The sequence below is a fragment of the Chitinophaga parva genome (assembly GCF_003071345.1).
GTDB classification, from domain to species: Bacteria; Bacteroidota; Bacteroidia; order Chitinophagales; family Chitinophagaceae; genus Chitinophaga; species Chitinophaga parva.
The window spans coordinates 2,112,795-2,129,372 of sequence record NZ_QCYK01000001.1; the positions used below are offsets into that span (position 1 = coordinate 2,112,795).

16 protein-coding genes and 2 tRNA genes are annotated in these 16,578 nt (G+C 52.9%); 12 read left to right on the top strand and 6 right to left on the bottom strand.

Annotated features, from left to right (window positions below):
• Nucleotides 1–16 precede the first annotated feature (16 nt).
• From DCC81_RS08775 to icd, 3 genes are all read right to left on the bottom strand, one after another.
• Nucleotides 17–421 (bottom strand): helix-turn-helix domain-containing protein, encoded by a 405-nt coding sequence (locus DCC81_RS08775; RefSeq protein WP_108686164.1) that lies wholly within the window; start codon nt 419–421, stop codon nt 17–19.
• 334 nt (nt 422–755) lie between these two features.
• Nucleotides 756–1,988 (bottom strand): NADP-dependent isocitrate dehydrogenase, encoded by a 1,233-nt coding sequence (locus tag DCC81_RS08785; protein ID WP_108686166.1) that lies wholly within the window; start codon nt 1,986–1,988, stop codon nt 756–758.
• 301 nt (nt 1,989–2,289) lie between these two features.
• A complete protein-coding gene (icd, locus tag DCC81_RS08790; protein ID WP_108686527.1) occupies nt 2,290–3,555 on the bottom strand; it encodes an NADP-dependent isocitrate dehydrogenase in 1,266 nt (421 codons plus the stop codon).
• 168 nt (nt 3,556–3,723) lie between these two features.
• On the opposite strand from icd, the gene DCC81_RS08795 reads away from it, so the two are divergent.
• From DCC81_RS08795 to DCC81_RS08815, 5 genes are all read left to right on the top strand, one after another.
• Nucleotides 3,724–4,359, top strand: coding sequence for an SGNH/GDSL hydrolase family protein (locus DCC81_RS08795; protein WP_108686167.1), 636 nt, complete (start codon nt 3,724–3,726; stop codon nt 4,357–4,359).
• Nucleotides 4,360–4,492: 133 nt separating this feature from the next.
• A complete protein-coding gene (locus tag DCC81_RS08800; protein ID WP_165806503.1) occupies nt 4,493–5,362 on the top strand; it encodes a LiaF transmembrane domain-containing protein in 870 nt (289 codons plus the stop codon).
• Nucleotides 5,363–5,451: 89 nt separating this feature from the next.
• The gene (locus tag DCC81_RS08805; protein WP_108686169.1) at nt 5,452–5,808 is read left to right on the top strand and encodes a DUF4288 domain-containing protein; all 357 of its coding nucleotides are present in this window, start codon (nt 5,452–5,454) and stop codon (nt 5,806–5,808) included.
• A 16-nt stretch (nt 5,809–5,824) separates the two neighbouring features.
• Nucleotides 5,825–6,880, top strand: a complete 1,056-nt coding sequence (locus DCC81_RS08810; protein WP_108686170.1) for a sensor histidine kinase — start codon at nt 5,825–5,827, stop codon at nt 6,878–6,880.
• Nucleotides 6,858–7,598 (top strand): LytR/AlgR family response regulator transcription factor, encoded by a 741-nt coding sequence (locus DCC81_RS08815; RefSeq protein ID WP_108686171.1) that lies wholly within the window; start codon nt 6,858–6,860, stop codon nt 7,596–7,598. The genes DCC81_RS08810 and DCC81_RS08815 overlap by 23 nt, the downstream gene beginning before the upstream one ends.
• Nucleotides 7,599–7,630: 32 nt before the next feature.
• On the opposite strand, the gene DCC81_RS08820 is transcribed toward DCC81_RS08815, so the two are convergent.
• Nucleotides 7,631–9,502: an Nramp family divalent metal transporter gene (locus DCC81_RS08820; protein ID WP_108686172.1), complete on the bottom strand. Its 1,872-nt coding sequence runs from the start codon at nt 9,500–9,502 to the stop codon at nt 7,631–7,633.
• A 205-nt stretch (nt 9,503–9,707) separates the two neighbouring features.
• On the opposite strand from DCC81_RS08820, the gene DCC81_RS08825 reads away from it, so the two are divergent.
• Together DCC81_RS08825 and DCC81_RS08830 are read left to right on the top strand one after the other, a co-directional pair.
• Nucleotides 9,708–10,664, top strand: coding sequence for a hypothetical protein (locus DCC81_RS08825; protein ID WP_133177615.1), 957 nt, complete (start codon nt 9,708–9,710; stop codon nt 10,662–10,664).
• A 167-nt stretch (nt 10,665–10,831) separates the two neighbouring features.
• On the top strand, nt 10,832–11,212 hold the full coding sequence (locus DCC81_RS08830) for a VOC family protein (RefSeq protein ID WP_108686174.1): 381 nt from the start codon (nt 10,832–10,834) through the stop codon (nt 11,210–11,212).
• Here the strand turns inward: DCC81_RS08830 and aat are convergent.
• Nucleotides 11,209–11,853 (bottom strand): leucyl/phenylalanyl-tRNA--protein transferase, encoded by a 645-nt coding sequence (gene aat, locus DCC81_RS08835; RefSeq protein ID WP_108686175.1) that lies wholly within the window; start codon nt 11,851–11,853, stop codon nt 11,209–11,211. The two genes, DCC81_RS08830 and aat, sit on opposite strands and share 4 nt — an antisense overlap.
• A 103-nt stretch (nt 11,854–11,956) precedes the next feature.
• Nucleotides 11,957–12,265: an ATP-dependent Clp protease adaptor ClpS gene (locus DCC81_RS08840; RefSeq protein ID WP_108686176.1), complete on the bottom strand. Its 309-nt coding sequence runs from the start codon at nt 12,263–12,265 to the stop codon at nt 11,957–11,959.
• A 240-nt stretch (nt 12,266–12,505) separates the two neighbouring features.
• Here DCC81_RS08840 and DCC81_RS08845 point away from each other — a divergent pair, with 240 nt between their 5' ends.
• The 5 genes from DCC81_RS08845 (at nt 12,506) to DCC81_RS08865 (ending at nt 16,570) form a co-directional block, all read left to right on the top strand.
• Nucleotides 12,506–14,668, top strand: a complete 2,163-nt coding sequence (locus DCC81_RS08845) for a cation:proton antiporter (RefSeq protein WP_108686177.1) — start codon at nt 12,506–12,508, stop codon at nt 14,666–14,668.
• A gap of 197 nt (nt 14,669–14,865) precedes the next feature.
• Nucleotides 14,866–14,940, top strand: a tRNA-Val gene (locus tag DCC81_RS08850).
• Nucleotides 14,941–14,992: 52 nt separating this feature from the next.
• Nucleotides 14,993–15,067 (top strand) — tRNA-Val (locus DCC81_RS08855).
• A gap of 173 nt (nt 15,068–15,240) precedes the next feature.
• Entirely contained in the window at nt 15,241–15,594 is a 354-nt protein-coding gene (locus tag DCC81_RS08860) for an ISAon1 family transposase N-terminal region protein (protein WP_240612931.1), read from the top strand.
• Nucleotides 15,587–16,570 (top strand): ISAon1 family transposase, encoded by a 984-nt coding sequence (locus DCC81_RS08865; protein WP_108686179.1) that lies wholly within the window; start codon nt 15,587–15,589, stop codon nt 16,568–16,570. The genes DCC81_RS08860 and DCC81_RS08865 overlap by 8 nt, the downstream gene beginning before the upstream one ends.
• The last annotated feature ends 8 nt before the right edge of the window (nt 16,571–16,578 follow it).

The window sequence follows — 16,578 nt, forward strand, 5'->3', positions numbered from 1 at the left end:
TTATGCGGAGTGGATATTAATCGTCTTCCTTTTTCTTCTTCTTCCTGTCTGCGTTGAAAAGGGCGCCTTCATCAGCGGCTGCCGGGAGGTCTTGGGGTTCGGAGGGGTGCAGCTGGTACACTACGTTCTTGTCCGGGAAGGCATCGCCCATCCTTTCCAGGTAAGTGTCCGGGTCTGTGTATTCAAAGAAGGGCACTTTGTCGAAGGCCAGTGCCAGTTCTACCAGTTTGCTCACTTTGTGGTCAAACTCGCCGTTGAGGATCTGGGTGATGTAACCCTTGGATACGCCGAGTTTGGCCGCCAGCTGTGTTTTGGTGAGCTGGTTTTCTATGCGGTAATGCTCAAGGAGTTGGTGAACCTGCGACTGGAATTGTGCAAGCCAGTAGGCTTTGTCCTTAAGAATTGCTTCCCTGGTGGTCATAACGTTGTTTTGACTCCGGGCAATAAGACCGGAGCGGGGTAAAATGCATTGATTTTTTCAGGCTGTGCGGGCCTTCCATTTCTTTCTATTTAATATACTGTCCTAGTCCTGATCGTTGTTTTTGGGGTAAGGCCGTTTGTAGGCACGGCTGCTACTATAAATATAAGTGTTATTGGCATCACTTGGAGGGAAAAAATTACGGAAAAGATGAAATATGCCAAAAATGGTAAAGCCAATAGGGATGGGGCCTGTGGCCGGTGTTATAAGGCCTTGAAATTGAGCCAAAAAAAATCCCGGCACACTGGCCGGGATCTTATCATGCAGCGGGTTTCGCTTACTTTTTCAGTTTTGCCTGCAGGGCGTTATCCAGTTCCTGGAGGAACTCTTCGGTGTACAGGAAGTCTTTACCATGTTCCACCTTGTTGCCATGGATACAAATGGCCAGGTCTTTGGTCATCTTACCGCTTTCCACGGTTTCAATGCACACCTGCTCCAGGGCATGGCAGAAGTTGATCAGCTCCTGGTTGTTGTCCAGGCGGCCGCGGAACTCCAGGCCACGGGTCCAGGCAAAGATAGACGCGATGGGGTTGGTGGATGTGGGCTTGCCAGCCTGGTGGTCGCGGTAGTGGCGGGTTACGGTGCCGTGGGCTGCTTCTGCTTCCATCACGGTGCCATCCGGGGTTATCAGGGTAGAGGTCATGAGGCCCAGGGAGCCAAAGCCCTGTGCTACGGTGTCAGACTGTACGTCGCCATCGTAGTTCTTACAGGCCCATACAAAGTTACCGTGCCATTTCAGGGCGCTGGCCACCATGTCATCAATGAGACGGTGCTCATAAGTGATGCCGGCTTCTTTGAAAGCAGCCTTGAATTCGTTCTGGTAAATTTCTTCGAAGATATCTTTGAAACGGCCATCATATTTTTTGAGGATGGTGTTCTTGGTGCTCAGGTACAGCGGCCATTTTTTCAGGAGGGCCTGGTTGAAACACGCGTGGGCAAAGCCTTTAATAGATTCATCGGTGTTGTACATGGCGAGGGCTACGCCATCACCTTTGAAGTTGTACACTTCGTGTTCTATCACTTCGCCGTTCTCTCCTTCAAACTTGATGGTGAGCTTGCCTTTGCCTTTGGTTACAAAGTCGGTGGCGCGGTATTGGTCACCAAAAGCGTGGCGGCCAATGCAGATGGGTGCTGTCCAGTTGGGCACCAGGCGGGGTACGTTGCTGGTCACGATGGGCTCACGGAACACAGTACCATCCAGGATGTTGCGGATCGTACCATTGGGCGACTTCCACATCTGTTTCAGGTTAAATTCTTTTACACGCTCTTCGTCCGGTGTGATGGTGGCGCATTTGATACCTACGCCGTACTGGCGGATGGCATTGGCCGCATCAATGGTCACCTGGTCATTGGTCTGGTCACGGTGCTCAATGCCCAGGTCATAATATTTGATGTCCAGGTCCAGGTATGGCGTGATCAGTTTGTCCTTGATAAATTTCCAGATGATGCGCGTCATCTCGTCTCCGTCCAGCTCTACGACGGGGTTGGCAACTTTAATTTTTGCAGCCATTTGTGTGTTTTTATTTTAGGTTTCTGCGCGTGGACGCGCCAAATGTTTTCACAACGTCTTCGTTTCCAAAATTCAAATATAGGGTTCCGGGTAGAATTTCCAAATAACAATTTACGATAACGGTATCGGTGGTTCCCGCCGGGTGCTGCCCTTCGTGCCAAGGCGGGGATACATTAAGCTTAGGTTAAGGGATCCTTAGATGGATACCCTAAGGATGCAGGAAGTTTGTCACGGGCAGGTGTGGCAAAAAAAATCCCGGGGCGATATACACCCCGGGACCTTTAAAATTATACGGTACCGGTTAGAGATGCTTAATGATCTCGTCGGCAAATTCAGAGCATTTTACCAGGGTGGCGTCGTCCATCAGGTTGTAGAAGTCGATGGTAACGCGCTTGCGCGCGATGGCAGTGCCCAGGCCTTTGGTGATAATGTTTGCCGCTTCTTTCCAGCCCATGTATTCCAGCATCATTACACCGCTCAGGATCACGGAGGAAGGGTTCATGGTGTCTGTATTGGCAAAGCGGGGCGCCGTACCGTGAGTGGCTTCAAACACTGCGTGGCCGGTAATGTAGTTGATGTTACCGCCGGGGGCAATACCAATACCGCCTACAGCGGCAGCCAGTGCATCGGAGATGTAGTCACCGTTCAGGTTCAGGGTAGCTACAACGGAAAATTCCTGGGGTGCCAGCAGGATCTGCTGGAGGAAGTTATCGGCAATCACGTCGTTGATAATGATCATGCCGTGGGCCTTGGCCACTGCCATTTCTTTTTTGGCAGCTTCTTCGCCCTGGGCGGCCTTGGTTTTTTCCCATTGTTCCCAGGTGTATACCTGGTCGCCAAACTCGCGTTGCGCCAGTGCATAGCCCCAGTTCTTGAAACCACCTTCCGTGAATTTCATGATGTTGCCTTTGTGCACGATGGTCACGGTGGGCAGCTTGTGTTCAATGGCGTGCTTGATGGCGGCGCGCACCAGGCGCTCTGTACCTTCTACAGACACGGGCTTGATGCCGAGGGAAGAAGTTTGCGGGAAGCGGATCTTCTTCACACCCATTTCGTTCTGCAGGAAAGCCAGCAGTTTTTGCTGCTCAGGCGTGCCTTCCATATATTCAATACCGGCATAAATATCTTCGGTGTTCTCGCGGAAGATCACCATGTTCACACGTTCTGGGTGCTTCACGGGAGAAGGCACTTTATCGAACCAGCGCACCGGGCGTACGCAGGCGTACAGGTCCAGCTCCTGGCGCATGGCCACGTTGAGCGAGCGGATACCGCCACCCACCGGCGTGGTCAAAGGCCCCTTGATCGACACCAGGTATTCTTTCAGATCCGCCAGGGTGGCTGCGGGCAGCCATTCGCCTGTTTGCTGGAATGCTTTTTCTCCTGCTAATACTTCTTTCCATTCTATCTTCCTTTCATCGCCATACGCTTTCTTCACCGCGGCGTCAAACACGCGCACACTGGCGTTCCAGATGTCCGGGCCAATGCCGTCGCCGATGATAAAGGGGATGATGGGATGAGAAGGTACCTGTAATTGACCGTTGCTGATGGAGATTTTTGCTGCCGGCATAAACATTTTACTTTATGCGTTACGTAAATAGATTAATCGAGCGCAAAGGTAGGCCTTTTCAGCACTCCGTTTTCAGATAATTGGCCTGCTTATCATTATTAACAAAGCATATTGAGTATAATGGGCAGATTACTATTATTTTGTACAGGTATTATATTTCCACTGTACATGTCACTTACATTACCTATCCACCACACTTACCTCGCCCTGGGCGACAGCTACACCATTGGTGAAATGGTGCCCGAAGACCAGCGCTTTCCCGTACAAGCCGCGTCCCTGCTGCGCGCAGCGGGCATCCCCATGGACCCGCCCCGCATCATAGCCCGCACCGGCTGGACCACCGATGAACTGGCCGGCGCCATCCGCGAGGCCCGGGTTACGGACACGTATGACCTGGTGACCCTGCTCATTGGTGTCAACAACCAGTACCGCGGCCGTTCCGTGGAGGATTATGCACCGGAATTCCGCAGGCTGCTGATCCAGGCCATCCACTTTGCCGGCGGCCACGCCAGCCACGTGATCGTACTCTCTATCCCCGACTGGGGCGTAACCCCCTTTGCCAGGGACCGGGACGGGCAAAAGATAGCCCGGGAAATAGATGCTTACAATGCGGCCAATCAACGCATCGCCGCTGAATTGGGCGCGCAGTATGCGGACATTACCCCTGGCACCCGGAGCGCTGCCCTGGATGCGGATTTGGTGGCGGAAGACGGGCTGCACCCGTCAGGGAAGGCGTATGAAGCATGGGCAAAGGCCATCGTACCCCTGATGGAGCAGGCCCTGCGGGAAGGGATTTCCTGGTAACAATTTCCACCCCAGGATTTTCACCGCCCTTTTTCCGCCGTTCACCGGGACCCTGCATTTTTTTGCCTAAATGGGCTTTCTCCGGGGAGCTGAGTGCTGTAGTTTTGTTACATCAAATTCAAAGAACAGAAAAATGGAAAAGCAAGATATACCAGCATCCGCTCCCACACCCACACCCGCTCCCCGGGGCAGGAACCGCAACTTTGCGGGCCTGATGCTCATTGCCGTGGGCACTTTCTTCCTGCTGGACAAGCTGGACCTGGGCCTGCCCGAATGGTTATTCCAGTGGCCCAGCCTCCTCATCCTCATCGGTATCGTCATCGCCATCCGCAATGATTTCCGCGGGGGAAACTGGATTGCCCTTATCGTAGTGGGCAGTGTATTCCTGGTGCGTGAAGCTGATCCCCACTTCTTTAACATCCGCCAGGAACTGATCTGGCCCATTATGCTCATCCTCGTGGGATTGTTCATTTACCTGCGCCATACCTTCTGGCCCGACCGCTACGACTGCGCGCGGGACGACTGGAAGCGCCGGGTAAAGCGCGAGGCCCGGAACACCTGGGAACAGGCTTATTACAACAGCAAGATGCCGCCTCCTCCGCCGCTGCCTAACATGGGTATGGGCCCTGCACATGCTTTTGCCAAGCAGCAGAGCACCACAGACGATGATTTTATCTATGCTTCCGCCGTATTCAGCGGCACCCAGAAGACGGTGCTGTCCAAGAATTTCCAGGGGGGTAACCTCACCGCCATGTTTGGAGGCCTGGAGGTGAACCTGATGCAGGCAGATATCAACGGGACAGCCGTATTGCATGTGAATACCTTCTGCGGTGGCACAGAGATCATTGTGCCGGGCAACTGGACTGTGCGCCTGGAAGAGACCACCATGTTTGGCGGTTCTGAAGATTCCCGTCCCGCCTCCCTGCTCTCTCCTGATCCGAATAAAGTGCTGGTGATCCGCGGTAGTTGCGTATTTGGAGGCCTGGAAGTGAAAAGTTATTAATCAGATTATATCCATCAGGGCCCGCGTCCATCGCCCACCGCCATGTGCTTTGGATGCGGCTTTTCACCAACAATCAAAATAAAGACTGTATGAATTGGTTTGTAGCAAAAGTCGTGTACCAGATCATCTGTGGGCCCGGCACACATGCCCCCCAGTTCGACGAGCAACTGCGCCTGGTGAGCGCCGCCAACATAGGCGACGCCTGGGAAAAGGCCGGTGAGCTGGGTGAGCAGGGCCAGTATGCTTTCAAAAACCAGAAACAGGAGCTGGTAAAATGGCAATTCGTCAATGTACCTGAAGTATACCCGCTGAGTGAATTGAAAGACGGCATGGAGCTGTACTCCCGGATAGAAGAACCGGGCAACCCGGATACTTACCTGGCCTGGTTGCAGATGAAATCATCCCAGCTGGAAGCCAGTACTGTATTAGCTTTCGCTCATTCTTAAACACAAAACGTCCGCCTTGCGCCCACTCGCCGAAAAGCCCATCAGCCTTTCATTCATTGCCAGTCTGCTGGTGATCATGAGCATTGACTACTTCATTATCTGGAAGTGGTTTGAAATGCCAGCCTTCATCGCAGTATGGGAAAGTGTGTTCGTTGCCTGGATATCCTGTGCTACGCTGGCCATCCGGTACAACCTGAAATATTACCGCCCCCAGAAAGAGAAATTCCTGTATGTAAAATTTGTGGCCGCGGTGCTGGCGTTACTGTACTGCTACGCCTTTGCACTGGCCATGAAGAAGTTCTTCCCGGAAGAAAAAAACTACCTGACGTGGCTCAATTACAGCCTGCCCATCCGCATGGTGATAGGCTGGCTGGTGATCACCAACGCGGGCAACCGCAGCCTGCTCTGGTACGACCTGCAGGCGCAGCGCGAACAGGAGGCCCGGCGCAAGGCCCTGGAAGACCTTTCCCGCGAAGCGGAGCTCTTTAAACTGCGCCAGCAATTGCAGCCGCACTTTTTGTTTAACAGTCTCAATTCCATCAATGCGCTCATTGCCATCCGCCCGCAGGAAGCCAGGCAGATGGTATTGAAATTGTCCGATTTTTTCCGGGGCTCCCTGAAGCGCGAAGACCAGCAATGGGTAGCCCTCCCGGATGAGCTGCAATACCTGGAGCTGTACCTGGATATTGAAAAGGTGCGCTTTGGGCACCGCCTCTCCACGGACGTAAGTTGTGATGAAATAGCCTGCAAAAGCATGATACCGCCCATGCTGCTGCAACCCGTGGTGGAAAACGCCATCAAGTATGGCCTCTATGATACACTGGATGATATCACCATCAGCATAAAAGGCTGGCGGGACCAGGGCATGCTATACGTGGAAGTGACCAATCCTTTTGATGCTTCCCTGCAACAGCAGCCCCACCGGGGCACGGGCTTTGGCCTTAGCTCCATCCGCCGCAGGCTGTACCTGCTCTTTGCCCGCCAGGACCTGTTGGAAACTTCCGCCAGCGGTAATATTTTTAAGACCCTCATTAAAGTACCACAACCTTATGATAAAAGCGATCATCATTGACGACGAACCACTGGCCCGCGCTGTAGTACAGGAATACCTGGCGGGATACGCACAGATCACCGTACTGCAGGAATGTGGTGATGGCTTTGAAGGACTGAAGGCCATCCAGCAGCACCAGCCGGACCTGGTGTTCCTGGACGTGCAAATGCCCAAGATCAATGGTTTTGAAATGCTGGAACTGGTAGAACAACTGCCTTCCGTGATCTTCACCACCGCCTTTGAAGAACACGCCATCCGGGCGTTTGAAGTGAACGCGGTGGACTATCTCTTAAAACCCTTTTCCAAAGAGCGTTTTGATAAAGCCCTGCAAAAGTGGCTGGATAAATCAGATACCGCCCGCAAAGCCGCTACAGAACAGGTGGTGGAGGCGGTAGGTCAATTGCCCATGCAGCATAACCGCATCGTGGTAAAGATCAATGGCAAGATCAAGATCATCCCGGTACAGGATGTCCACTACCTGGAAGCCGCGGATGATTATGTAAAGATCGTTACAGAAGAAGGTAGCTTCCTGAAGAATAAAACCATGTCCTTCTTTGAACAATTGCTGGACCCTGCGCAGTTCTCCCGCGTGCACCGCTCTTATATCCTGAACGTGAACCAGGTAACGCGCATTGATCCTTACGAAAAGGAAAACCACCTGGCGATCCTGAAGTCCGGTGCAAGGATACCGGTGAGCAAAACGGGGTACCCGAAGCTCAAGGGGGCGTTGGGACTGTAAATAAGTTAATGGCTCACCATGCTTCAACCCCCTTACTGCACTACCAGCACCGGGATCTTCACCGAGTGCCTTACCTGGTTGGCTGTTTCTCCAAAGATCCAGTCTTTCAGCCCCCGGTGGCCATGGCCGCCCATGACGAGGAAGTCTATTTTTTCTTCGGTAACAATGCGGGTGATCTCTTTGGCGCGGTGGCGGTAACCCAGTATGGCTTTGGCCTGGAGGCCGCGGCGGGTGAGCACGGCGGCATAACTTTCCAGTTGTTCCCGGTCCTTACGGGTCTCAAAGTCATCTGACTCGCGGCCCAGCCAGCCGGCGGGGGCGCTTTCCACTACATGGATCAGCACATACTGCGTGTGCCCGTTACCGTTACGAAGGGCGCTGGCCATTACTTTTTCATCATGGCGGCTGAAGTCCAGGGCAATGCCAATGCAATGGTAATCGGGGACCTGCAGTTCGCCCCAGGGCTGCTGCTCGGGGTGGATGTTGGTAGCCTGGCGGGCCCGCCGGCGCTGCAGCAGCGGGTAGGCAATGGTTACCGCCAGCAGCACAATGAACAGGACGGACGCGATGATGATGAGGATATCTGTCATGGTATGGCCAGTTTGCCGTACATATGCTACCGCAGCGTCGCCCACCATGCGCAGGTTGAGGTACACCAGGATGGTGGCCACGGCCCAACTGATGAAGCGGGTGAGGGGGCTTATGGCAAATTTACCCATCGTTTGCTTATCACTCACAAAATGAATGAGGGGGATCACCGCAAAACCCAGCTGGAAGCTCAGCAACACCTGGCTGAACACCAGCAGGTTGTTGATCTCCTTTTCGCCAAACAGCCAGATAGTGAGCAGGGCGGGAGCTATGGCCAGCAGGCGGGTAAGCATGCGGCGCAGCCAGGGATTGATGCGCAAATGCAGGTAACCTTCCATCACGATCTGGCCGGCGAGGGTGCCCGTTACCGTGGAGCTTTGGCCCGCGGCAATGAGGGCCACGGCAAACAGGATGGGCGCCAGGCTGCCCAGTTTGGGCGAGAGCAGTTTATACGCATCCTGGATAGCCGCTATTTCATGATGCCCGCTTTTGAAGAACACGGTGGCCGCCAGGATGAGGATGGCCGCATTGACCAGGAAGGCCAGGTTGAGGGCAATGGCGCTGTCCCACAGGTTCATTTTCAGTGACTGGCGGATGCCTTCTTCACTGCGTTTTATTTTGCGGGTTTGTACCAGGGCACTGTGCAGGTACAGGTTGTGCGGCATTACGGTGGCGCCAATGATGCCAATGGCCAGGTAAAGGGCATTGGTATCGGGCAGGCGGGGCACAAAGCCGGTGAGCACCTCGCCAAAGCGCGGCTTGGCCAGCACCAGCTGCCAGAGGAACGAAACCCCGATCACGGCTACCAGGGCTACGATAAAGGCCTCCATGCGGCGCATGCCAAAGCGTTGTAAAATGAGCAGCAGCAAGGTGTCCAGCGTAGTGAGGGATACGCCCCAGATGAGGGGAAGGCCGGTAAGCAGTTGCAGGCCGATGGCCATGCCCAGCACTTCTGCCAGGTCTGTGGCGGCGATGGCGATTTCTGCAAATGCATAGAGGATAAAGTTGACCGCTTTGGGATACGTATCGCGGTTGGCCTGGGCCAGGTCGCGGCCCCGCACCACGCCCAGGCGGGCAGCATGGCTTTGCAGGAGGAGGGCCATGATATTGCTCATGAGCAGTACCCAGATGAGGGTGTAGCCGTACTGGCTACCCCCGGCCAGGTCTGTGGCCCAGTTGCCGGGGTCCATATAACCTACGCTCACCAGGTAAGCGGGACCGAAAAAGGCTAAGATCTTACTCCATTTTGGCTTGGCGGTGGTATCAACGCTCTGGTGCACATCACTGAGCGAGGCGGTATGCTGATGTTCGGACATTATTTGGATGTACTAAATATTAATTTAGGTAAATCTAACAATTTTTGGTGGACCTGCAAAGCCCGCCAGGCGTGTTTCCCCGGAAAAATGCGTTTGATTGCCGCGGGCAGGCGCCTGCATGGCCGGAATTTTGTAGGTACCATTGCCGGTTTACTATAATCATATCAAATTTATATCTAACTTTTCGGCCGAATTTAAACACTGCATGAAACAAATCCTCGTAGCCATCCTTGCCCTGGGCGTATGCCTGAGCGCCTGTCATTCCAAGCAAAACAAAGCGCTGAACGGCGATCCCCAGACTTTCGATGAGTTCAAGAGCCTGTTTACCCCCACCAGCCTGCCCTTTAAGCTGCCGGCAGACACCCTGGCCCTGAAAATTGCCGACAGCCTGGCGCTGAAGCCCGCTGTGGTAAAGCAGTTCCTGAGCGACAGCATAGCGCTGCATGCATTTGCCCCGGGGGTAAAACGCCGTTACTACCCGCTGTACGCATTCAACAGTGGTAACAAGGATAACCTGGTACAGTGCCTGGTGCTGAAGGTGACCGGCGGCAATACCAGCCGCGCTTACCTGTGCCTGGCGGATAAGAAAGGGAAATTCCTCAACAGCGCTCCTGTGGGCCGCGTAACCACCGGTGAGCAGCAAACGCAGTATTTCAGCATTGACAGCCGCGGCACCCTCCGCGTGGTAACGGAAGACCTGGTGAACAGCCAGACCACCACCAAGGAAGAGGTATACGGCATTGGCAGCAATGGCCAGCTGAACCTGGTAATGACCAACAGCAGTGGCCCCGTGGCGCCGGAAAAGGCTTTCAACCCCATAGATACCCTGCCCCGCAGGAACAAGCTCTCCGGCGACTATACCGCCGGCAACACGGGCATCATCTCCATCCGCGACGGGCATGATCCGAAGACGTTCCTGTTCTTCATCAGCTTCTCCAAAGACAAGGGCAACTGTACCGGGGAACTCAATGGTACCGGCACTTTCACGGGCACTAACAAGGGTGAGTACAGGGATAAATCTTCTTCCTGCGGCATTGTGTTCCATTTCTCTGCCGGTTCACTGAGCATCAAGGAAGAAGGTGGGTGCGGCGCATACCGGGGGGTGAAATGTTTTTTTGACGGTGTGTACGTGAAGAAGGCGGAGCCAAAGAAAAAGAAATAAAGCCGGAAGGTCTCACGATATGGAAGGGCGGTGCTGCAAAGCGCCGCCTTTTTGCTTTGCGGTACCTGTGCCCGGGCGCCAACCCATAATTTTACGTATATTAGTTAATCAGCCCTGGAAGTACACCAGATTATCGGTTCAATTCTTACTATCAAACACATCTGCCCATGAAACGCGTTACCGGTATAGGCGGGATTTTTTTTAAGAGCCAAGATCCCGATAAAATGAAAGCATGGTATGGCAAACACCTTGGACTGCCCATCACAGAGTGGGGCGCCACCTTCAGCTGGAAAGAGCTGGAAAGCGGTAAATCCAGGCATACGGTCTGGAGCCCGTTCCCGGCGGATTCGGATTATTTTTCGCCCAGCGATAAGCATTGCATGTTCAATTATATCGTGGAAGACCTCGATGGGCTCCTGAAACAATTGCAGGAGGAAGGGGTGCAGATGGTGGGAGAAGTGGAAACCTACGATTATGGCAAGTTTGGATGGATCCTGGATCCCGAAGGAAACAAAATAGAGCTGTGGCAACCTATGGGCGGCTTCTAGCCCTGATTTTCCTGAATCCTTTTTACAAATTCATCGCGCGGGATAAAGCGCGCGCCCAATGATTCCAGGTGTTCTGAATACACCTGGCAGTCCACCATTTGCAATCCCGCGGCGGCGCTGTGCTGCACAAAGGTGATGAAAGCGGCTTTGGAGGCATTGCTCACCCGGGAGAACATGGACTCCCCGAAAAAAGTGCGGCCTAGTTGCAGCCCGTACAGACCGCCTACCAGCTCGCCGTCCTGCCAGCATTCCACTGAGTGGGCATAGCCCAGCCGGTGCAACTCGGTGTAAGCCTGCTGCATGTCAGGGTTCAGCCAGGTGCCGTCCTGCCCGGGGCGGGGTGCGCCACTGCAGCCGGTGATCACGGCTTCAAAGGCCTCGTCCACGGAAATGCGGAACAGCTGCTTCTTCAGCACCTGCTTCATGCTGGCGGATACTTTCAGCTCACCGGGAAATAGCACAAAACGGGGGTCGGGGCTCCACCACAGGATGGGCTCTTCTGAATACCAGGGGAAAATGCCCTGCTGGTAAGCGGCCAGGATGCGGCCGGGCTGCAGATCGCCGCCTACGGCCAGGAGGCCGTCTTCATCGGCCTCGTGCAGGGGAGGAAATACAAATTGTTTGGGAAGGCGGTAGATCATAGCAGGCAAAAGCTGGCTGTCACAGCACTATCTAAAAAAGAAATTCCAAACCGCCGGATGATTGCGTGGTTTGGAATTGAAATTAAGCATTTTACAAGGCGGGTCAGCTACCCACGGTTTCTTCCAGGGTGGCGTTGATGCCGCGGTCCAGCAGGGCCTCGCAGAGGGGGCGCAGCTGGTTGAAGTTACCCTCCTTCACCGCGTATTTACCGTTGTGATGGATAATGAGGGCGCACTGCTCGGCCTGTTCAAAGGAATGGCCGCACACTTCAATAAGGGATTGGATTACCCAGTCAAAGGTGTTCACATGATCATTCCACACAATGAGCTGAAAGGGAAGCTGTATCTCTTCCGCTACCATTGTATCTTCCCACTCCTGGGGGCTAAACGCTTTTTCCGGTTGCTGTCCCATTTTCTACTTACGTGTTTGACCACAAAATTAAGCCATATTGGGCATTGTTTATAGTAGATTGTTTGCCCGCAGTATTGTTAAATTGTCAGATTATGGGATAAAGGGTGACGTTAAATGATTAAATTGTTTAGATTGGCCGGGGGGGCATACTGCTTAACATTACACTGCCGCCCGCACAATACCTGGGAACCAAGGCATTTAACACGCAGACCACTTAACAATTTAACAACCTAACTGGCAATGATCGTTTTGACTGGCACTTTACTCACACTGAACACGCACCTGCCGCTTACAGATCCTATTCCTATTTATTCACTGGTGTTGTTCATTATTTTACTGGCGCCTATCATCCTCCGCAAGTTCCGCATACCCAGTATTGTAGGGCTTATCCTGGCGGGCATGCTCATAGGCGATCATGGGTTTAAGATCATAGAACGCGGCAGCATCGACTTGTTTGGCAAGGCCGGCCTGCTTTATATTATGTTCCTGGCGGGACTGGAGCTGGATATGGGAGAGTTCCGCAAAAACCGCCACCGTAGCCTCGTCTTTGGCAGCTTCACTTTTTTTATACCGCTTATCCTAGGGTACTTTGTATGTACCTATGTGCTGCATTTCAACTTCATTGCCACGGCACTGGTGTCCAGCATGTTTGCCACGCACACGCTGGTGGCTTACCCGCTGGCCAGTAGCCTGGGTATTACCAAAAATGAAGCGGTAACCGTGGCGGTGGGCGGCACCATCATTACTGATACCGCCGTGCTCCTCATCCTGGCGGTGATCACCGGCGCCCAGGCAGGCAATCTCAATACTGCGTTCTGGATAAAGCTGGGTATTTCCATGGTGGTGTTTTCCGTGACCATCCTGTGGGCCTTTCCATTGCTGGGGCGCTGGTTCTTTAAAAAGATCAAGGACGATAAAACCTCCCATTTCATTTTTGTGCTGGGCCTTGTGTTCCTGGCGGCATTCCTGGCGGAACTGGCAGGGGTGGAGGGCATCATTGGTGCCTTCCTGGCGGGCCTGGCCCTCAACACACTGATCCCGCATACCTCGCCACTGATGAACCGTATTGAATTTGTGGGCAACGCCCTTTTCATTCCGTTCTTCCTCATCAGTGTGGGGATGCTGGTAGACCTGCGTGTGCTGCTGGAAGGCCCGGAAGCGCTGATCATTGCAGGCGTGCTGACAACGCTGGCACTGGTGAGCAAGTGGCTGGCAGCTTTCTTTACCCAACTGGTATTTGGCTACACGCGCGCGCAACGCAACCTGATGTATGGCCTCAGCAGCGCACATGCCGCGGCAACCATTGCCGTGATATTGATCGGTTTTAACATGGGCATCATTGACAGGAATGTGCTCAATGGTACCGTGATATTGATCCTCATTACCTGCCTGGTGGCTTCTTTTGTAACGGGTAGTGCCGGCCGCAAACTGGCCGTGGCAGCGGCAAACGAGCCCAGTGTGAAAAGAGAGGAACCTGAACGCATCCTGGTGCCGGTATCTAATCCGCAACGTATAGAATCACTGCTGGACTTTGCCGTGATGATCAAAGATCCTGCGGCAGCTACGCCCTTGTACCCGCTGGCAGTAGTGCAGGATGATAACAAGGCTAAAGACCAGATCCTGCATACCAGCCGCATGATGGAAAAGGCGGTGGTACATGCTGCAGCCACGGAAAGCGCGGTGCAGGTGGTAACACGGGTAGACCTCAACGTGGCCGACGGCATTGCCCGCGCCACCAAAGAACTGCTGATTACAGATGTGGTGCTGGGGTGGACGGAACGTTCTTCTACTACGGAGCGTTTCTTCGGGACCATTTTTGGTACCACGCTGGATAATATTTTGCATGAAGTGTGGGAAACCGTGTATGTATGCGCCTTCCACCAGCCGTTAAATGTGATGCAAAGACTGGTGCTGGTGCTGCCGCACAATGCCTGTTATGAAGCGGGCTTTGCGCATTACATGCAGAAGATGGTGATGCTGAGCAAGCAGGCCGGCGCCAGGATGGTGATTGCCTGCACAGCGGAAACGAAGCTACGTGTAGAAGAGTGGCTGCGCCAAACGCGAAACAGTGTGCAATTGGCTTACCGCTCTTTTGATGAAGCAGAGGACCTGCTGGTGCTGGGCAAGGAGATAGCCGATGATGACCTGCTGGTAATGGTTACCGCGCGCAAAGGCACCTTGTCCTACAGCAAATACCTGGAGAACTTACCCGGCCGCCTGGCGCGCTATTTCAAGAACAACAATATGATCCTGCTGTACCCCGAGCAGGCCGCGCTGGACTATAACGAACCGGGCCTGCGGCCGGAAGACCTGACGCTGGAGCCCATCCAGGAACAACTGGCCAATCTGAGCCGCCTGGGACGTGCGTTGCGCAGGATCTTTAAACGCAAGGCTAAGGCCTGATTTTGTATGCTAAAAATTACTATCTTCATCGCCCGTTTTGCAAGTTCTTTAAAGTTCCTGGTAAGCTGCAAGCCTTGGGGCTGGCGGGTTTGAGGTAAAAGCTTTTCAAAATTTGAAAAAATATTTGGCAGAATAAAAATACTTTCTACCTTTGCAATCCCATCGAACGAAAAGCGCCGGTGGTCAATGAAAAAGAGGGGAGTTTAGCTCAGTTGGTTCAGAGCATCTGCCTTACAAGCAGAGGGTCGGCGGTTCGACCCCGTCAACTCCCACAACACACACTTTACGCTGCAAAGCGGGACAAGTGAAACGACTTTCAGGAAAGGGAGTTTAGCTCAGTTGGTTCAGAGCATCTGCCTTACAAGCAGAGGGTCGGCGGTTCGACCCCGTCAACTCCCACAGAAGCCTCGGTAGAAATGCCGGGGCTTTATTGTTTTCTTCACCCGGCTCATAGCGGTAGGGAAGCAACCGTATCCTTCCGTGTCTGTGCCCCGCCCCGGCACATGATGGATCAAGTCGAAATCTTGGGGGATTAGTCGGAAAGATGTTGTTTTGTGACATAAACGAAGATTTTGGAAGAGACTTACCGCCAGTTAATTGAATTGCTGTTGCCCGCAGGGCTGTTGGAATATTTTGAATTAACCAATACCACAAAGGATTCTAAGGGAATTAACATATTCCTGGAAGAGAAAAATATAGTCCCGGAAGAATATAGGGATCAGACGTTACACTCTAAAGGTTTTCTACCCGAAATACAAGTGCAGGATTTTCCTATCCGCGGTCAAAAGGTGGCGCTATGTATCAAGCGGCGGCGTTGGGAGGTAGTAGGCAGTGGCCAGATTATTACCAGAAACTGGACCCTTGTTAGAGCAGGTGCGCGGATGACTACGGAGTTCGGGCTTTTTTTAAAAGGAATATTTGGATAATCATCCCATTAATCCCGTGCAACTAGGCCATTTCTTTCAGGTTGATGGCAAACAATTGCAGCAGCAATACAAAAATTACCTCAGTGACTACCAGCAATGGGGGCAGAAAGAACATGCTGCCCAATGGATGTTGTTTGAAAAAAACATCAGCCCTTATTTAAGTATAGACGAAACCGCCTTTTCCAGCGGCGAGTTATATACTATCGTGACCAACAAAGCGGCAAAAGGTCGCAAAGGCTCCATAGTAGCCATGATAAGGGGAACACAGGCCGACTACTTAATTGAGATCTTAAAGAAAATCCCCAGGCGTCTGCGCGCCAAGGTCACCGAAGTTACCATCGATATGTCTGCCAGTTTGAATCTGGCAATAAAGCGCTGCTTCCCTAATGCAGACCGGGTAATTGACCGGTTTCATGTACAACAACTGGCTTTTGACGCCGTTCAGGAAACACGGATACAATATAGATGGGAAGCGTTGGAAGCAGAAAATACAGCATACGAACAGGCAAAAACGCTTAAGCAGGCTTATCAACCGGAAATCCTGCCCAATGGGGATACCGTTAAGCAACTATTGGCCCGAAGTCGGTATTTATTGTTTAAACACCCTCGCTTATGGAGCAGGGAGCAGCAACTGCGCGCTGAATTGCTCTTTACACGGTATCCGGTAATACAGAAGGCTTATCGGTTATCAATCGGGCTGGGGGACGTATACAGGAAATGTACGAGCAAGGAACAGGCTTTTAAGCGCTTGGCTTTATGGTACAATGATGTGGAATCGTCGGAGCTGTCATCCTTTAAAACCCTTGCCAGGACTGTGCAAACTCATTATCCAGGCATATTAAACTTTTTCAATAACAGGGCCACTAATGCTGCCGCAGAGTCATTCAATGCGAAGGTGAAATCTTTTAGGAATGCGTTGAGGGGCGTTCGGGACGTGGAGTTTTTCCTTTTTAGATTAGCCAAACTATATGCGTGAGTCAATCC